10 protein-coding genes are annotated in these 16,853 nt (G+C 69.3%); all 10 read right to left on the minus strand.

The features are described 5' to 3' along the window. The 10 genes from K7C98_RS08385 to K7C98_RS08430 are packed head-to-tail and all read right to left on the minus strand — an operon-like array spanning position 1 to position 16,835. Positions 1-279 carry a hypothetical protein gene (locus tag K7C98_RS08385; protein WP_224191056.1) on the minus strand — a complete coding sequence of 93 codons (279 nt, stop codon included), beginning with the start codon at positions 277-279 and terminating at the stop codon, positions 1-3. Next, positions 276-8,972, minus strand: a complete 8,697-nt coding sequence (locus K7C98_RS08390; RefSeq protein ID WP_224191057.1) for an SNF2-related protein — start codon at positions 8,970-8,972, stop codon at positions 276-278. Before K7C98_RS08390 ends, K7C98_RS08385 begins: the two co-directional genes overlap by 4 nt. Then, complete coding sequence (locus K7C98_RS08395) at positions 8,969-10,156, minus strand: hypothetical protein (protein ID WP_224191058.1); 1,188 nt, start codon at positions 10,154-10,156, stop codon at positions 8,969-8,971. The genes K7C98_RS08390 and K7C98_RS08395 overlap by 4 nt, the downstream gene beginning before the upstream one ends. 11 nt (positions 10,157-10,167) lie before the next feature. Continuing rightward, positions 10,168-11,259, minus strand: coding sequence for a hypothetical protein (locus K7C98_RS08400; RefSeq protein ID WP_224191059.1), 1,092 nt, complete (start codon positions 11,257-11,259; stop codon positions 10,168-10,170). Positions 11,260-11,262: 3 nt separating this feature from the next. Next, on the minus strand, positions 11,263-11,451 hold the full coding sequence (locus K7C98_RS08405) for a hypothetical protein (RefSeq protein WP_224191060.1): 189 nt from the start codon (positions 11,449-11,451) through the stop codon (positions 11,263-11,265). Beyond that, positions 11,448-13,292 carry a hypothetical protein gene (locus tag K7C98_RS08410; RefSeq protein ID WP_224191061.1) on the minus strand — a complete coding sequence of 615 codons (1,845 nt, stop codon included), beginning with the start codon at positions 13,290-13,292 and terminating at the stop codon, positions 11,448-11,450. Before K7C98_RS08410 ends, K7C98_RS08405 begins: the two co-directional genes overlap by 4 nt. After that, positions 13,289-14,332 (minus strand): hypothetical protein, encoded by a 1,044-nt coding sequence (locus K7C98_RS08415; protein ID WP_224191062.1) that lies wholly within the window; start codon positions 14,330-14,332, stop codon positions 13,289-13,291. The genes K7C98_RS08410 and K7C98_RS08415 overlap by 4 nt, the downstream gene beginning before the upstream one ends. Next, positions 14,329-15,225: a hypothetical protein gene (locus K7C98_RS08420; protein ID WP_224191063.1), complete on the minus strand. Its 897-nt coding sequence runs from the start codon at positions 15,223-15,225 to the stop codon at positions 14,329-14,331. Before K7C98_RS08420 ends, K7C98_RS08415 begins: the two co-directional genes overlap by 4 nt. A gap of 41 nt (positions 15,226-15,266) precedes the next feature. Beyond that, positions 15,267-15,953, minus strand: a complete 687-nt coding sequence (locus K7C98_RS08425) for a hypothetical protein (RefSeq protein WP_224191064.1) — start codon at positions 15,951-15,953, stop codon at positions 15,267-15,269. Positions 15,954-15,968: 15 nt separating this feature from the next. Further along, complete coding sequence (locus K7C98_RS08430) at positions 15,969-16,835, minus strand: hypothetical protein (protein WP_224191065.1); 867 nt, start codon at positions 16,833-16,835, stop codon at positions 15,969-15,971. Between the last annotated feature and the right edge of the window lie 18 nt (positions 16,836-16,853).

Genomic DNA, 16,853 nt, shown 5'->3' on the forward strand with positions numbered 1-16,853 from the left:
TCAGTGCGTCCTCCCTTGCCCCCGGTCGCCGGCGTAGACAGCCTCCATGTCATCCACGTGGGCGTCGATGTAGACCTCGAGGAGCTCGTCGGCGGCGCGTCGCGGATCCTTCTCGGAGGTGAGGCTGAGGCCAATCGCCTCCAGCGTCTTTTGGGCGACGAGATCCGCGAGCGCGTCGCGGCGGCAGGTTTGAAAGAGGCAGCATGCGAGGACGCGGCGCTCCGGCGAGAGCGCGTCGAGCGCGGCTGCGGCGGCGGCTTTGAGATTTTCTTGCTTCACTGTGATGTCTCCGGATTGCGGTCGCGCACGATGAGCCGTCCGTCTCGAGTGCGAGGTCGGTACCCCGCGGCCATAAGCACGTCGCGCGCGCGATCGAGTTGCTCAGGATCGGTGCAAGCAAGGACTGCGAGATCGCCGATCCGTTGGATAGGAACGCCCGAAATCGGGGGCACAGCGCGCTCCAGGGCACGTACGACGGTCATCGGCTGCTCCTCGGGCACGGTGGCGAAAGCCCCTCGCGCTCGGACCTCCGACAGCATGCGGGCGACGGTGTCGCGCCCGAGTCCACGGGCGTTAAGCGTGCGGAGGCGTCGTGCGGAGACCGGCCTACTCGTGGGCGCTTGCACGATTCCGCCGGGTGGCGAGATGGAGAGCGGGGTGGCGATCGTCGGAGCAGCAATGCTCACCTGTCCTTCGGCGCAGCTTTCGGCGACCTTCGCGGCGGCGGTAGCGACATGGACTGCGACCTGGCGAAGTTGCTCGAGGGCGCGAGCGGGGCGGCCCTCGATGACCTGGCGGCGAGCGTCGTCGTAGACGGCGTACGCCTGGTTGAAGGCCACGAGCGCGTCGTCGCGGGTCGAGCCCTCGCAGAGCGGGGCGTTGAGGAGCTGGCCGGCGAGGTGCAGGAGCCGGCGCGCGTCCTCGAGGAAGGTCGGCGTCTTCTTCAGCGCGGTCTCGAGGGCGTCGACGCGGGCGCGGAGCTCGCCGGCGATGCGCTCGTCCACCTCGGCGTCGTAGACCTGATCGCCGGGGTGCAGGGTCCCGGTGCGGAGCCGTAACCGCGCGTGGTTGGGCTTGCCCCGCTCGGGCGGGAGGAGTTCGATGTCCACGCGCACCGGGCCGAGAGTGCTGTCCTTGACGAGGTAGTGGTCGGGCTCCTCGCCGCGGACGGCATGCGTGGCGACGGAGAGGGACTCGGACTTGCTGTTGCCGGCCACGCGCCAGCGCGGGTAGAACTTGTCGAGCTTCTCTCGAAATTCCTCGAAGAACTCGGTCTGCGGCCGCTCTGGCGAGTAGAGGTAGGCGCCAAGCTCGGCGGCGAGGTCGTAGAGCTGCTGCTCTTCGAGCCAGGCCATGACCTCGCGCGGGGTCGGCGACGGCGGCTCGGCGGAGTCGCGCACGAGCTCCCAGAGCTCGCGCCAGCCGGGTTGTCCGCCTCGCCGCTCGCGACCGCCGAGCTTGGCGACGCGGACGCGGAGCTGGTCGAGCAATGGAGCGAGCTCGCTGGGCTCGGAAGCGACGCGCCCGGCACCCTTGACGGCCTCGATCGCTCGATTCAGGCGAGCGAGGATGACGGACTGTCGCGCCGGACGATTCTCGTACATCAGCCATCGGACATCTTCGATGGTGAAGCCGGGCGAAAGGTCGATCGACACGACGGCGTCCTCGGGCGCGTCGTCGTTGTATGCGACGAGCACGAAGCCCTGGCCTCGGGTGCGCCCCAGGCGAAGTCGCGGATCATCGGGCGACTGGTTGAAGAGGCGGACGATCTCCTGGACGCCATCTTGCGGCCGGATCCGGGCTTGCTCGAGCGCGGGTGCGGGGCGCGCGTCAGAGCTCGACGAGGGCTCCTTGACCCGCACGGGGCGCAGCAGAGCGGCGAGACGCTGCGAGCTGAGCTCGCGCATGAAGCCGAGCGCCACGTCGGATTGACTGAACGCGTGCGTCCTCCGGTCCTTCTCGTTTCTGAGCTCGCCGCGTGCGTGGTAGATCTGCGCGCCCGTGCGAGTGATTTGGATGCGCAGGGTCGGCGAGGCTGCGGCCTTGCGCGGGCGATCGGCCCTGTAGACGACGGTGAGCGCCGGGCCGTCGAAGACGGTCTCGTGGGCGCGGAGGTCGTAGCCCGCGTCTAAGAGGTCGAAGCTCGCGGGGACACCAGCATCGAAGGTCCCGCGGGCGACGTGGGCCTGTGGGTCGGGCACGGGCTGGCCGTTCTCCCGCGGGAACTCGGGCAAGATGTCGGCACCGCGGCTGAGGGCGAGGTCGCGGACGAAGTCGAGGAAATCGGTCGCATCGGTGAGCGAGGCGATGAGTTCGGCGGACGCGATCTCGTCTGCCTTTCCGAACATGTCTCGAAGGCGCTCCTCGAGTTCTTCGACGCGCCCATCCCACGCGCTCTGGTCCTCTCCAGGCGTGACGCCGCGCCAGAAGTCCTCCTCCAGCGCGATGATCTTGTCGGCGAGGATGCGCGCGGCCTTGTCGAGGTCGTCGCCCGGGGGCCACTCGAACGCGGAGAACTTGCGCGCGATGGCGCGGTGGTAGAGCTGGCGGCGGCCCTCGCGGAGGCGCTCGGCTTTGGCGGCGTCGAGAGCCTCCTGCGACGCAGGGGGCGCTGCGCTGGGCCAATCCATCCCCTGCGCAGGCTCGTGGATCCTCTCGAACGACGGCCAGACGCCGACGAACTTCGCGCGACCGCTGTCCACCTCCGCGGCGAGGGTCTTGTTGAGCGCGAGCGGTCCGCCGTCGTGGGTGAGGAGGTAGAGGCTGCCTCGCTGCTGCGGTAGGACCTCTTCCGTGGTCTGACGAGCGACAGAGATTGAGCCGCCGGGCGGGCCGACGAGGTAGTCGATCTTGCCCATCGGCTTCGTCTCGCCGGGGAAGAGCGAGAGGACGGCAGCGTCGGCATAGAGGTGATCGCCGATCCTGTAAATGTGGGCGAGCTCCGGCGATTCGGAGGTCGCATTCGGAGCTTCGGGCGCCGTGGACTGCGAGGGAGGCATCGCGTCGTCGAACACGGACCACGTGCCGACATGCTCGACCGCGCCCGCGCCGACCAACTTTGCGATCCTGTCCGAAAGTACATCCCGGCCGCCGGAGGAGGACAACCTGTGCAACCGACCTTCTTGCTTGGGGACGATCGTGTCGTCGGTGTGGCGGGTGATCGAGAGCTTGCCCTCCGGGAAGTCCACTCCGAAGTCGCCGAAGCCGACGTGGCGAACTCCGGGCAAGACGCGGATGAAGTCGGTGTCGCCGTACCAATCGCCGGCGATCTGGTAGACGTGTCCACGCCGATCCTCGGAAGCTGCCTGCGCCGAAGCCGGCGTCGGTGCCGGAGCGGCCGGTGGCGACGGAGCGCCGGGCGGCAGCGAGGTGGGGCGCAGCGGCGAGGTGGGCGGCGGGGTTGAACCGTGCCCTGCCTCCCGCGCAGCGCGCCACAGAGCCCGGATGCCGTCCTCGGTGACGCCCCGGGCACCCGCCATCGCCATCGCGTCGCCCATGGCGGCGTGCTGCAGGAAGATGTTGTCGAGGACGCGCTGATCGATCTCCTCGTCGGTCCCGGTCGTCGGGGTGGCCGAATCGACGAACTCTTGGAGCCGGCGGGTGGCCTCGGGTGAGAGCACCTGCACGACCGTTCGGGCCGTGGATGCCCCGCGCTCTGCTGTTTCGCCGTCTGCCTCCGCTTCCTCCTCGGCGGCCTCGCGGGCCTCACGGTCCTTGGAGAGGAGGTTCTGGGGGATCTTGCGGCCCCACCAGTGCTGACCCGCCTCGCGCAGTGCGGCGAAGGCGAGGCCGCTGGTCGGGGCGAGTTGCAGGTATTGCTGCCAGCCGGCGCGCGTGGGCGGGAGCAGCGCGCCCTCGCGGAGCGCTTCGCCTGTCGCAAGGACCAGCTTGCCATCCAGCACGACAGGCGCCTTCTCCCGCGCGTAGGCGCTCGCCATCTTGTCCGCGATGGTCTCGGCGAAGCGGGGCCACCAGCGCTCGAGCCAAGCGTCGGCGGCGCCGCGCCACCCGAGGTTCTCGAACTTGCCGTAGCGGAGCGACGAGTCGATTTTCTTCTCGATCGCCTCGCCGGTCGACAAGTCGTCGTCCGCCGGCCATGCCGGACTGCCCTCGCGGGGGAAGTGCTCGGGCAGGAGCGGTGCGCCGCCGAGGAGGCCGTCCTTGTAGGCGATGACCTGCCAGCTCGGCGAGCCGGCCGCGCGTAGGCCGATGGTGTCGCCCTGCTCGTCGCTCGTCACGCGGCCGAACTCGAGGTGCTCGAACTGGTCGGTGTGGCCGGCTCGCGGCTTGGCGATCCGCAGGCCCTCGTAGACCGGAGCGCCGCCGTTCTCAGGGATCAGGACGTCCTTGTCGCGCACCGCATACATCCACGGCGCCCAGGGCCACGCCTCGGGGTCCATGCGCTCGAGGTCGGCGAGGCGCTGCTCGCCCTCCTCGCGCAGTTTGGCCGCACGCTCGGGCTCCGTGGAGCGGCGTGCGTCTGCGAATCGGCCTGCGGCCTGGCGGAGGAGGCGCGCGGACTCCTTGGCGATCTTCGCGCGAGCCTCGGCGATCTGCCTCGCCTTCTTGTCCTCGAGGAGCTTCTTCGTCTTGGTCTTGTCGCGCGAGATCATCAGCAGGATGTCCTCGGGCGTGAGCTGCTGCTGCGCGGCGGGGTTATTGGTATCGCGCGCCTGGGTCTTGATCAGGTCGGCGAGCCAGGTCGCCTTGCCGTCGATCAGGCTGAAGCGATAGCCGTCAGTCGAGCCGTCGGCGAAGTAGTAGTAGATCTGCACGGTGCCGAGCGTGTTGCCCTGGCGGACGGCGCGACCGTTGCGCTGCTCGAGATCGGCGGGCGTCCACGGCAGATCGAGGTGGTGGATTGTGCAGGTCCGAACTTGCAGGTCGACGCCCTCGTAGGCGACCGAGTTGGCGATGATGACGTCGTACTTCGGGGCCGTCTTGCTGTCGGTCGGTCGGGTGCAAGTGCCGGGCGCGGGTGGCTCGGAAGCCAGGCCGTTGAACTCGCGGGCGATCCGGATCCGGTCGGCCGGCGCGGTCTCCTCGGCGTTAAGGATGGCGATCCGCTCCCGTGGCACCCCGTGGCTGACGAGGACCTCGCGCATCCACAGATGCACCGTCGTGGGCTCGCAGAAGATGATGTGACCGCAGTGCGCGCTCGCAGCGACGCGCTTGGCGCACTCCAGCAGCTTGGGGCTCTCGTAGGTCGGCTTCGAGAGGCGGCGCTCGAGGAGCTCGACGCTGCCGTCGGCGTTCGTGACCTTCTTCTTGACGATGCCGCCCTCGAGCGCGGTCGCGTAGGAGTACCCGTCCTCGAGCGAGGCGTGGAGCGCGACCAGCGAGAGGCGGGCGAGCAGCCCGAGGATGATGTTGCTCGGGCCGTCCGGGCTCGGGTTCTCGAGGATGTACTCGATCTGCGCGACGTACTTGCGGTATCGCCGCTCCTGCTCCTCGTCCATGGCGATCGTGATGGTCTCGACCACGGCTTTGGGAAGCTCGAGGTTTACCTCGGCGGCGGTGCGGAACTCGCCGTAGGTGAAGATGATGGTGCGCAGGTCGTCGAGGTTCTTGAAGCCGGTGACGGCGGGCTTCATCGTCACGTCGAAGGCGGAGTCGAGGACCTCGCGGTACTCGATCTTGAGGAAGCGATCGATGAACTGCTCGGGATCGTGGATGCCGGCGCTGGTGAAGGCGGCCGGATCGATGAACTGGATCAGGTTGTAGAACTCGAGCGGGCTGTTCTTCGCGGGGGTCGCGGTGAGCAGCACGATGCCGGCGCCGCCGGTGTTCTTGCGCACCGCGGCGGCGCGGAAGTCGACCTGCCAGGCACGATCGCTGCCCTCGCCGCCGCCGCCCATGAACTTCGGCACGCCGTCTTCGCGCGCCTGAGGCATGTGCAGGTTCTTGAAGGCCGCTGCCTCGTCGATGACGAGCATGTCGATGCCGAGCTCGTCCCAGGCGACGCCCGGGTCGTACTCGTAGCCCTCGGGCAAGGTGAGGATCTCACGGACCCACGCGCGGACGCCGTGCTCGAGCAGCGCCCGCTCCCGCTCGCTCATCTTCTCGCGGCCCTTGCGGCTCTCGGCCTTCTCCTCGAGGTTGCGCTTGCGCAGCGCGATGGCTCGCTCCACGGACTCGACCTTGGCGATGTAATCGAGCACCGCGTTCTCGTTCATCCGCGTCCGCGCGAGCGCGTCGAAGCTGAGGACGACCACGTCGACCTGACCGCTCTGCAGCGCGATCCACTTGGCGGCGCGCTCCTGCGGCGTATCGGTCTCCGAGGTGAGGACGTCCTTGCGACGACCGCGGGAGATCCGCTTGCGCTTCGAGCCGATCACCGCGACGCGGTAGTCCGGTAACGTGCAAAGGATGTCGTCGTGCCATTTCCACACGAGCGAGCCAGGCACGAGGATGACGGGTCTGCGGACCCAGCCCTCCTGGCGGGCGCGGGCGATGATCGCCAGCGCCGTGTAGGTCTTGCCTACGCCGACGTCGAAGGCGACGAGACCGCCGCGTGCCGCGAGGACACGCCGTGCGCCGGTGATCTGGTGGGCCTTGAGCTTGGGCGCCTGGGCGCCCCAGCGGGCGATCTCGAGGGGCTCGGGGGTGAAGGTCGGGACGATGCGCCCGCGGGCAGCGCGGTTGTAGGCGTGGACGAAGCGGTCTTTGCGGGCGTCGTCAGCGGCGAGCCAGTCGCGGAACGACTTGGCCCACTGGTTCGCCAGCTCCATGCGCCGCTCGGCGAGTCGCTTCTTGTTCTCCTGGCGCTCTTCCTTGCTCGGCGGAGGGTCGTTGCGGTCTCGTTTCTCGCGTGGGGGCTGGAAGAGCGCCGGGTCGTGGTTGTAGTAGCCGAGGAACGCGAGGGTCTCTGGCGAGAGGCCGACCGTGTTCTTGCTGTCGACGTAGTCGACGCCGACCGCCTGGACGAAGCCACCCTGGCGCTCGAGTCGCACGGGGCCGTACTTGCTGTTCAGCGTGGCGGAGAGCCAGCCGGCCAGCAGCTCGACGTCGTCGTAGACGTTCTGCGGGTTGATGTCCTGGATGTCCTCGAAGACAGCAGGCTTGATGGCGTCGAGGAGTCGCCGGGTCTGGATCTTCGCCTGCTCGTCGCCACGCGCGGCGCGAGCCGCGGCGCGATCGTACCTGTCCCAGAGTTGATTGCCGGTGAGATAGGCGTCCTTCGGCAGGAGCTGATCCCAGGCGTCACCGTCGAGGTTCCACTCGGCGGAGAGCAAGGTCTCGACGATCTCTGCGCGGCCAAGTTCGCCGCCGACCTGCTTGTGGAACGCCTCGAGCTGGCCGATCGAGAGGGCGCGCTGCTGCCGGAAGAGTTGCTCGGCCTCGGCGATGACGTCGTCCGGGCGGCCGGTGTACTTCCGCTCGATCTCGGGCGGGGCTTTGAGGGCCGCGACGGTCTCGCCGGTCTTCGTGAACGCGCCGAGGATCTGCTGGGCCGCGACGAGCTCGCGCTTGTCGGCGAGCTCGCGCAGGAGCTTGTGGCGCCAGGGGTTGCCGAAGGAGGCCGTGAAGGACTCCAGCGCCGCGTGGAGCTCGGGCCAGAGCTGGGCGGCGCGCTCGGCCTCGTCGGCGCCGAGAGCGGCGAGGTAGCGGCCCACGCGACGGCCGAGGAGGAGCGCGCCGCGCACGTCCTCGCCGATGTCGTCAGGCAGGCCCTCCTCGGCGCGCGCCAGCGCCTGGTACTGCGGTGCTTCGCGGCGGATGATCGGACCGAGGATGCAGGCGGTGCAGAGCGGCCGCTCGGTGAGCTGCGGCAGCCCCGCGAAATCGCCGATCACCTGGTAGCGCCAGGTCGTCGCCGTGCCGGCCTCGTCGTCGCCGGAGAAGCTGCCCTGCTCGACGCCGAGGAGGCGCTGCGGGAACTCGGCGAAGTAGTTGCCGGCGAGGATGAACTGGTCGTCGGCGTCGACCTCGGCGAGCTCGCCACCGCGGCTGCGCCAGAACAGGATGTCCATGACGACATTCGCGCCAGGGACGAACTCGCGGCGGTCCTTGGTGTGGCTCGGGAGCCGGTAGGCGCCGGCGAGGTGATGACGGCGCAGGAGCTTCTCGCGGATCGTCCGGTTGCTGACGCCGCTCAGGAAGCCCGCGGGGACGAGGAAGACGCCGAGACCGCCGGGGACGAGGAGATCCAGCGCCCGGCGCATGAAGTAGGCGTAGGCCGTCTTCTCGCGGTAGAAGGCGTCGGTGTCCTCGAGCGCGAACTCGCCGCGGTCGCCGTAGGGCGGGTTCGAGAGGATCAGGTTGATCGTGCCGGTGTGGCGCGCGCCGTGGAGGCGGATCCACCGCTCGAATGGCATGTGAAAGTGCGTCGCCGCCGGGAATGTCGCTTCGAGCATGCGCGACGAGACCTGCGAGAACTCGACGGTCGTCCACTGCACCCGCTTGACTTCGGCGGTCGGGAAGATGCAGCGCGGCGGGCCCATCGCGCGGACGAGGCGACCGATGCCGGCGCTCGGCTCGAGTGCGCGGACGATGCCGTCGTTGCCGGCGAGCTGCGCGAGCAAGGGGCAGACGACCTCCGCGATCGCCTCGGCGACGACGGCCGGCGTGTAATATTCGTGGATCAGCCCGAACGTCTCGGGTGCCAGATCCTTGGGAAACTTGTCCTGATTGTCCTTGATCGACAGGCCGCCCCATCCCGAGTACCTGAGGACGGAGCGCCGCTCGTCCGCTGTCATCTCGACCGGCGAGCGGTTGGCGACGATGCGCATCGCCTCGAGGTTGGCGCGCGTGCGCTGGGCCCGAGTCCAGAGATCCGGCGGGAGCTCGTGCGAGCTCGCGGCGGCCTTCTTCTGCGCGCGCCGATCGAGCCAGTCACCAAGCATGGCCTCGAGCGCGCTTCGGTTCCTGCGGACGAAGCCGTCGAAGTAACGGGGCGAGATGTTGGCCGGTAGCTTCGTCCGCCAGACCGGGATGAGCTTGTCGAGGAATGCGCCGGCATGAGTGGTCATGGGGACTCCTTGGGGCTGCCGAGCCGGATGCCGGGCTCAGAGAGGAGCGCTTCGACGACGTCGAGGATGGCGTCGGTGTCCCGGGCGGTGACCCGCAGCTCGAGGACGCGGATCGCCGCGAGTACGGCGCGCTCCAAGCGGAGGAAGAAGAGATCGGTGAGCGGCTCGACCTTGTTCGAGGCCAGGATCTGCGCCACCGCGGCGGCGAGCCTGTCGAGGCTCGCACGAGTCAGTTGTTCGAGATCGTGCTGCTCATAAAGGATCTTGGCGATCAAATGCTCCTGGTCGGCGACAGGTGGAAGGATCCGCGAGCGCTGCCAGGTTCGGCAGGCAGGGCAACGAAGGTTGGTGCCGAGCGCGTACGGGCAGGTCTCGCAGGTGCCGGTCTCCGCGTCGGCGGCGACCTCGGCCGCGGCCCCCCACGCGAATGCACCTGCGCTGCGGTGCGGGGGCGAAACTGGATGCGCGGGGGCGCCTCGGGACGCCTGAGCGGCGAGAGAGACGGCGCGACGCACAAGGTCCTCAAGCAGGTGCGCCCGACGCCGATCGAGCATCGCGGACCACCGGATCGTCGGGCGGCGCTCATGCAGCACGACATGCCCGACCATGGTGCCCGGAGTGAAGTCCGGAAATCGCATGACTTCCCGGATGCACTCGTGGAAGCGCCCCGCGGCCCATTCAGGTGCTACGACGCCCTCGTACGGCACATGAATAGAGAGCGTGCTCTCCCCATCTTGATGCGCGAGGAGAGTGCCGAGGCTCTCGCTCATGATGAGGCGCATGACGTGTCCGAGCACGTCGTGCTGGTCGCCATCCGCGGGGTTCTTTCCGCAAGGGCAAGCGCCTCCGCGGCTGCACGAGCTGCAGCCGCAATCCTCCTTGCTCGCGCGACTGTCGGTCGTCGTGGGTATACCGACTTCGCCGGAGCGAGCGGCCATAGCGACGAGCCTTCCGTCCTCCGGTCCTTTTCCGCAGAAGAAGGCTGGACCGATTTGCTGCGGAAAGGCGCGCTGTACGGGCCGGCAGTGGAGTGTCGCCTGTCCGGCGGTCCTGATTCGATAACCGTCCCCGGAATCCCACACCACGATGCCGGGATCGCGCGAGGCATTGCGGATGAACTGGGCGTCGACGAACCACTCGTCGCCGGATTGGTAGTAATGCCCCTTCTCGTCGTTGGTGGTCATCGTCGGCTCCGTCAGATGTCCATCGCGGCGAGCGCCGACTTGAGCGACTCGGTGATGCCAGCGTCCTTGTCGGGGTCGACGGGTTCGTCGGCGTCCTCATGGACTTGTTCGGCCGGCACGGGCGGAGGCGTTGCCAGCTCGCGCTCGCGCCTGGGCGGACGCCTGGGCTCCGGCTCGGCGGGGGGCGCCTCGGGCTCAGGCGCCCGGGGCGTCGGCGCCGCCGAGGTCGTGCACGCCTGCCGTGCGACCTCTTCGGTCAGGCTGCTCTCCGGCTGGCTCGGGAGGCCCTTCGCGGCGTGCTCGCCGGCGAAGTTCTCGAGGTCCTCGAGCGTGCCGCAGCCGAGGTAGATGTATTTGCCGTTCTTCCATTCGTAGTACAGCGCATAGCGATCGCCCGCCACACGCAGCAGCTTGTACGCGCCGCCGCGGAAGGTGGCGCGGAAGCCCCGGCGGCCCGCGTCCATGACCTCCTCCCACTCGAGCTCGACCGCGGGGGCCTTCAGCTTGGGCGGCGGCGCGGGCTCAGACGTCTTGCCCTTGCGGTCGCTCTTGCGACGGTCGGCCTTCTCGCTGCGCTCCGCCTTCTCGCTGCGCTCCGCCCTCTCGCTGCGCTTTGGCGCCGCGTCCTCGGGCTCCGCCGCAGCGCGGGCGTCCATGGCCTCGCGCGCCCAGTCCGCCGGCGTGTGGTCGCCGCGGGTGCTCGGCGGCTCACCGATCAGGCGCTTGGCCTCGGCCTTCATGTCGGCGAGCGGGCCGCAGGCGATGTCGCGCCATGTCCCGTCGCCCGCGAAGTAGAAGAGGCCCCAGGTGCCCTTGCCGGGGCACTTGGCCTTGAGGAGCTGGAAAGTGCCGTCGCCGTGACGGGCTTCGTAGGCGGGCCTTCCCTCGCGCTCGGTCTTGCCCCATTCGAGCTCTGCGGGCGTGGGCGGCTCGCGAACCGCTGCCGGCGTGGCCTGCGTGCCGACGGCCTTGCCGTTCATCTCGACGGTCCAGGGGCCCGGCCCGCGGAGGTCGAGCTCGTGCAGCTTGCCGGTGTTGTGGTCGCGCAGGCGCAGGTGCCACGCGGTCGGGTGCAGCTCTTCGATGGTGAGTTCGCGTGCCATGGTTCACCTCGTGCGTTCGTCGTCAGAAAATTCGCGCCGCGGTCGCAACGCGACGGTCAAGAGGGCGCCGAGCCCGAGGCCGGCGGTCCCGGAGATCGCGGCGATCCATCGCCAGCGCCGCTGGGCGCGCGAGGCGTACTCGCGGAATTGGGTATAGCTGTCGAGACACTCTTGCAAGGTCGCGTCCGTCATCGCCGGGTCTCCTTCCGGTCGCGCGCGCGCCGGTACATCCAGTAACCTGTCCCGGCGGCCAGGGCCGTGCCGCCGAGGATCCCCGCCGCCCGCAAGCCGTTGCGCTGCGTCCCGCAGTCGCTACCGCACCGCTGCGGGTCGGCGAAAGGCATCGCCAGCGTGGCCTCGGGCACGATCGGCGCAGGGTCCTTGGTGGGCTCGAGCGATCCGGGGCTGAGCTTGAGGCCCAGGACGCCGGGCGGCCGATCCTGAACGCCGGCCTTGCGGAGCAGGTCCTTCCAATCCTGGCCCTGGAACTTCTCGCCGATGGGCACGTCGCTCAGATCGACGAGCCGGCGATCGGGGTGCTCCAGTAGCAGCGCTCGCATCTGATTCAACAGTGTCATCATTTTGCCGTCCTTGAACGCGTCCCAGCTCGACCTGACGTAGGCGCACTGCAAGGAATGGCGGAGGCAGTGGATCTGCCGCGCGCGCACCATGTCGAGCGTCGCCTTGATGTGCGAGTCGTACATGCTGACGAGGCAGAGCTCCCCCTTGCCGATCGCCCGTGTGAGGTTCGGGTGGAGAACACAGCCGTACATCGGGCTGAGGCCGTCGAAGCGGCCCATGTCCCTGCGGACGTGGCCCGGGAGGAGGCGGCCGTACTTGGGAGAATAGGTGGTGCCGCCGGAGACGTAGCATTGCCAGGCGCCCACGGCGCAGCCGATCGAGCTGCCGTACACGTAGCGCAGATCGTCGAAGCGCTTGCCGCCCTCGGCCCACGCCTTCCCGTTGTCGCGCAAGAAGCGGACGCCGCCGTCGCAGTAGCGCTTCCAGCGGGCGTGTAAGTCCGCGACGTGGATCTTGAAGAGGTCGAGGCTCTGCTCCTGCTGAGTGGCGAGCGCCCAGGCGGTGGCGCCGAGCCGGCCGAGGTTGATGTAGAACTGGCCGACGTCGACGACGTGCTCCTGCTTGATCGGCCAGGCGTAGCTGCGGTCGGCGTTGAAGGCGGCGATCTCGGGGCCGAACGGATCGAGGCTGACCTGAATCACGGAGGTGATCTGGTCCATGCCGGGGAGGACCCCGAGGCCCTCGCCGGGCTCGAAGATCGCTACGTCCTCCCCTGCCTCGTCCTTGCCCCCGGTGGACTTACCGGGCGCGAACGCGTAGCCGTGCTTGCGCTTGACGCCGACCCACTCATCGCCGTCGAAGCGTGGGGCGAAGATCTTGGTCCAGGCGCCACCGGCGAGGATCGGTAGGAGCGCGGTGTTGACGAGGTAGTCGTCGGTGTCCTTCGAGGGCTGCTGCAGCGGGGGCATGCGCGCGAACACGGCGCGCCGAGCCTGCTCCTCGCTGATCTTCGCGGCCTTCTGGCGCGCGGCGTGAGCCTGGCCGATGGCGACGCCGAAGCCGACGATCGCGGCGATGACCTTGCCGACCGGGCCGGTCGCGCCGAGGGCCTTCATGCCGGCGCCGAAGGCCGCGTCGGTGAGCGCCTTGAGGACCATCTCCTCGTCCATGAGGTCGGGCAGCGAGAAGCGCGTCATGACGAGGTCGATGGCGCCGTCGAGCCCGCGCAGCACACCGTTGGTCTGGAGCGCGCCGAGGTCGATCGACTCCTTCGCAGCGGTGACGATCCGGTGGACCATGTACTGCGCGCCGAGCTTGAAGTCGCGGGTGCCGATCTGGTTCTGGAGCTTGCCGTTCAGCAGCCGATCGAGGTTGGTGTCGCACGAGCTCGGGTCGCTCAGGCAGGCGACCATGGCCTCGTAGGGCGTGCCGGCGCTGGTGAAGGCGGTCGTGGCGAACGGGTGGTGCCCGAAGATCTTGGCGTAGCGGTCAGAGGTGACGTCGATGATCACGGCCGCACCTCCGCTGTTGCGAGGCCCTTCGGGGCGAAGGCGCGGAGGCATGGATCGGGGTTCTGGGCGACGAGGGCGGCGAGCGCGGGGCTGAGGCGCGTGGCGTCGCGGAGGAGCGCACGCCGCAGCGCGAAGAAGGCGGCGAAGCGGCGGACGATGTAGTTGTGGGCATTGCCCGCGAGCGGCCCGAGCGGCGTCTGCACAGTGGCGAGCTCGAGGCTCGCTTGCTCGACGTGCAGCAAGAGGCCGCGGCGATAGAGGCGGCCGGGGACGAGCCTCCTGGGGTCGTAGAGCGGGAGGTCTCGCAGGACGAGGTCGACCGCTTCGCGGAAGTGCCGGTAGCGGTAGACCACCGTGCGCGCGTCCTGGCGGAGGTTGCCCTCGGGCTGCCACATGCTCGCGCACAGGCGCATCGCCGTGACGGCGGGGTTGTGGGTGGCGGTGGCGTCCCAGTCGAGGGCCGGCGGTGTCCGATACAGCCGCCCGCCGTAGACCCATGGGAATGTCCCAAGGGACAGGAGCACGGGTCCGCCCCATCCGCACGCGGTCGTCGCTTCGACGCTGCGATTCTTGTGGAGGAGGTTCACAGGGGCGTCGTCGAGGAAGGCGCGACCGCTGAGCGTGGTGGCGCCACGGTCGAAGCAGGCGCTGCCGCGCAGCGATGCGGGTTGCTGATCGAGGAACCAGAGCTCGCTGGAATGGGCGGCGGTGTAGCCGACGAGGACGTCGTGGCGGACCTTCGCACGGGCGGAGCGGACAGCAGCCGGGATCGCCGGAGAGAGGTTCCGCGGGCGCTCGCGGTGCCAGGTCTCGAAGGTGGCCAGCGCGGCCGCATGCAGGTTCGCAGGGCCTTGCCGGGCCTTCAGCAATGCACCGGCGGCCGTCTGGAGCTGCGTGACGAACCCGAGCGTTTCGGCGATGTCTGTCCACTGGGACAGGTTGAAGAGCGACAGGGCGTCGGCGGAGCGCGCGTCGAAGTCCGGCACGAGATCGGCGACGGCCTCGAGGTCGGACCCGTAGCAGGTAGTCAGGTGGCTCATACGAGGGCCTTCGGGACGGGGAGCTGGCCGACGAGCTTCTGGAAGACAGCACCGACGCCGGGCCAGTTGTCGGCGCGCATCTTGGTGGGGATGGTGGCGACGTCACCGAGATCGATGCCGACCGTCTTGGCGTCCTCCCAAAACTGCGAGCGGATCTTGTTGTAGGTGTCGCCGTCGCGGCCGGGTGGGATCAGAAGCGAGATGCTGCCCCAGCCGACCTTGATGTCCGCGACGTCGCGGATGTCGTAGTTCTTGAGGAGGCGCTGCAGGTAGACGGTGGCCGCGAAGGCCGCGACGCGCGGGAGGAACATGATCCGCGGATCGGAGGCGAGCAGCGGTGCCTTGTCCTTGAGCTCCTGCACGCCTGTCCACAGGAAGTACGGCGCGAGCGCGCCGAACAGGCCGCCGCTGCCGAACGCGGCCGCCGCGTCGCCGTGCATGAGCGTCGGGTTGCGGCCCTTGTTGTTGTGATAGGCGTTGTAGGAATAGTTGCGCTCGGACTGCTCGCTCTCAGCGTCGCCGTTGTGGGCCGCGGGGATGAAGCGGGACTCGCGGTAGGCGATGACCGCGAGGATCCGCCCGGCGCCGACAATGCCGCTCGCCTCCTCCGCGAGCAGGAAGAGCGGGCGCAGATCGGCGGGCGTCGTGCCCCAGTTGCGACCGAGGTCGCCCTTGATGTCGGCGGCGGTCGGCAGCGGCAGCGCGCCGTCCCAGGCGATCGGGCCCGTGCTGGTGGGCTTGGGCGCCGGGATGGTCTGAGGGTCAGGCGCGGGCGTCTGAGGGGGATCCCCCGCGGGCTGCGTGGCCTGCCGGCGCGCGAAGTAGGCGCCGGCGGCGACGACGAGGCCGCCGGTCACGGCGGTGCCGAGGGCGTATCGGAGGAGTGTGCTCATGGAGTGGCCTCGTGTGGCTTTGGGGACATGCTCGAAGGGGATCAGTCGGAGATCAGGCGTGCGAGGCCGTAGACGGCCGCGCCGGTGGCTGCGGTGCCGGCGACGACACCTGCGACGCGCAGCGCCTTGGCGCTGTGCTCGTCGAGATCGCGGCCGACATCTGCGGCCTTCGTCGGCGCGCCGGCGCCGGCGGGCGTGCCACCGGCCGGAGTCGAGGACCGGGCGATGACGACCTGCGAGGGCGCGAGCTCGACGAGCGCGCCCTGGTCGCGCGGGATGCCGAAGTCGTCGGGCGGGAGGACCCAGCCGCTGGCGTCGATATGGTGCTCGATCACTGCGATGTCCCAGCTATCGAGCGCGGCGTAGAGCAGCCGCCACGGCGCGCCTTCCTTGGCGTCGCGGTCCGGCAGACGGTTGCCGTCCTCCGCGGCGTCGGGGTCGTCGTCGAGCTGCCCGAGGACGAGGAGCAGGACGGGCGGCGCTGAACCGCCGAGCGTGACCTGGATCGGCGCTGCGGGTCGTCGCACGGCCGCCCACGGCTTGCTGCCCGGGGGGACCTGCCCCATGCGAAGCGCGAAGCTCTGGCGCGCCGCCGCCGTCGCGCCGGCGTAGAGGGAGACAAGGAGCGTTTCGAGCGCGTCCTTGTGTGCGACGCGGTCGGCCTCCGAGCCGTCGGCGATCTGCGACAGCCGCAGGAGGTAGGCGATACGGTGGCGATCGAGGAGCATGGCAGGTCCTTCCGATTACTGGCTGTTCGCGTAGCGGCCGCGCAGGCGATCGCCGGGCTCGACGCGCACGACCTCGATGTCGCAGATCAGCTTCTCGCCGACGGCGAATGGGGTCGCCTCGAGCGCGATGTGATCGTCATGGCTCACGTACTGCACCGCCGACCAGCGGACATCGACGTTGTTCGGCTGCGCCATCCAGGCGCGGCGTGTTGTCGCGTCGACGACATGGAGCTTGCCGTCGTTGTTGCTGCCGGCGTAGCGGACGGCGAGGAAGCACCCGAACTGTCGAGGGTACGGGCACAGCGCGGAGAGGGGGATTGGGCCGGAGCCGACGTCGTCGGTGACGTGCAGGATGTGGGTCGACGGGTCCCAGATGAAATTCGGGATCCACGGCGTGCCGGTCAGGTTCGGCACGAAGGCCGCGCCCGCGCTGCGGATGATCCGCAGGCGGATGCGATTCGCCGCGGCGGGGCGAGTCAGCGCCCACTGCATGTGGTCGGACTCGCTGGCCTCGTTGACGACGAGATCGATCAGGCAGCGCCCGCCGTTGCGCGTGAGGATGGCCAGACGATCTTTACCGTCCAGGAGCACGTACTGGGGCCGCGGGTTGAGGCTCAATTCCTCGCGAATGAGCCCGCCCGAGTCGATGATCCGGGCGACCGACCTCGGGTTGTGTCCGCTCGCGGCGATGCCGAGGACCTTCGGGGCCTCCGGCGCGAAGAGGCCGAGGATGTCGGCGCCGACGATGCCGGCGCTTCCGGCGATGTGGCCGGTGTAGTGGCGCTGGCCCTCGACGGTGAGAGCGTCGCGCGTGAGCGTGATCGGGGTGGTGCCGTCGAGGTCGAGGTCGGTGGTCAGGCGGATTTTGATCGGTTCAGCCATGGCGATGCCTCCATTCAT

This window comes from Nannocystis pusilla (genome assembly GCF_020073745.1).
In the GTDB taxonomy this organism is placed as follows: Bacteria; Myxococcota_A; Polyangia; order Nannocystales; family Nannocystaceae; genus Nannocystis; species Nannocystis radixulma.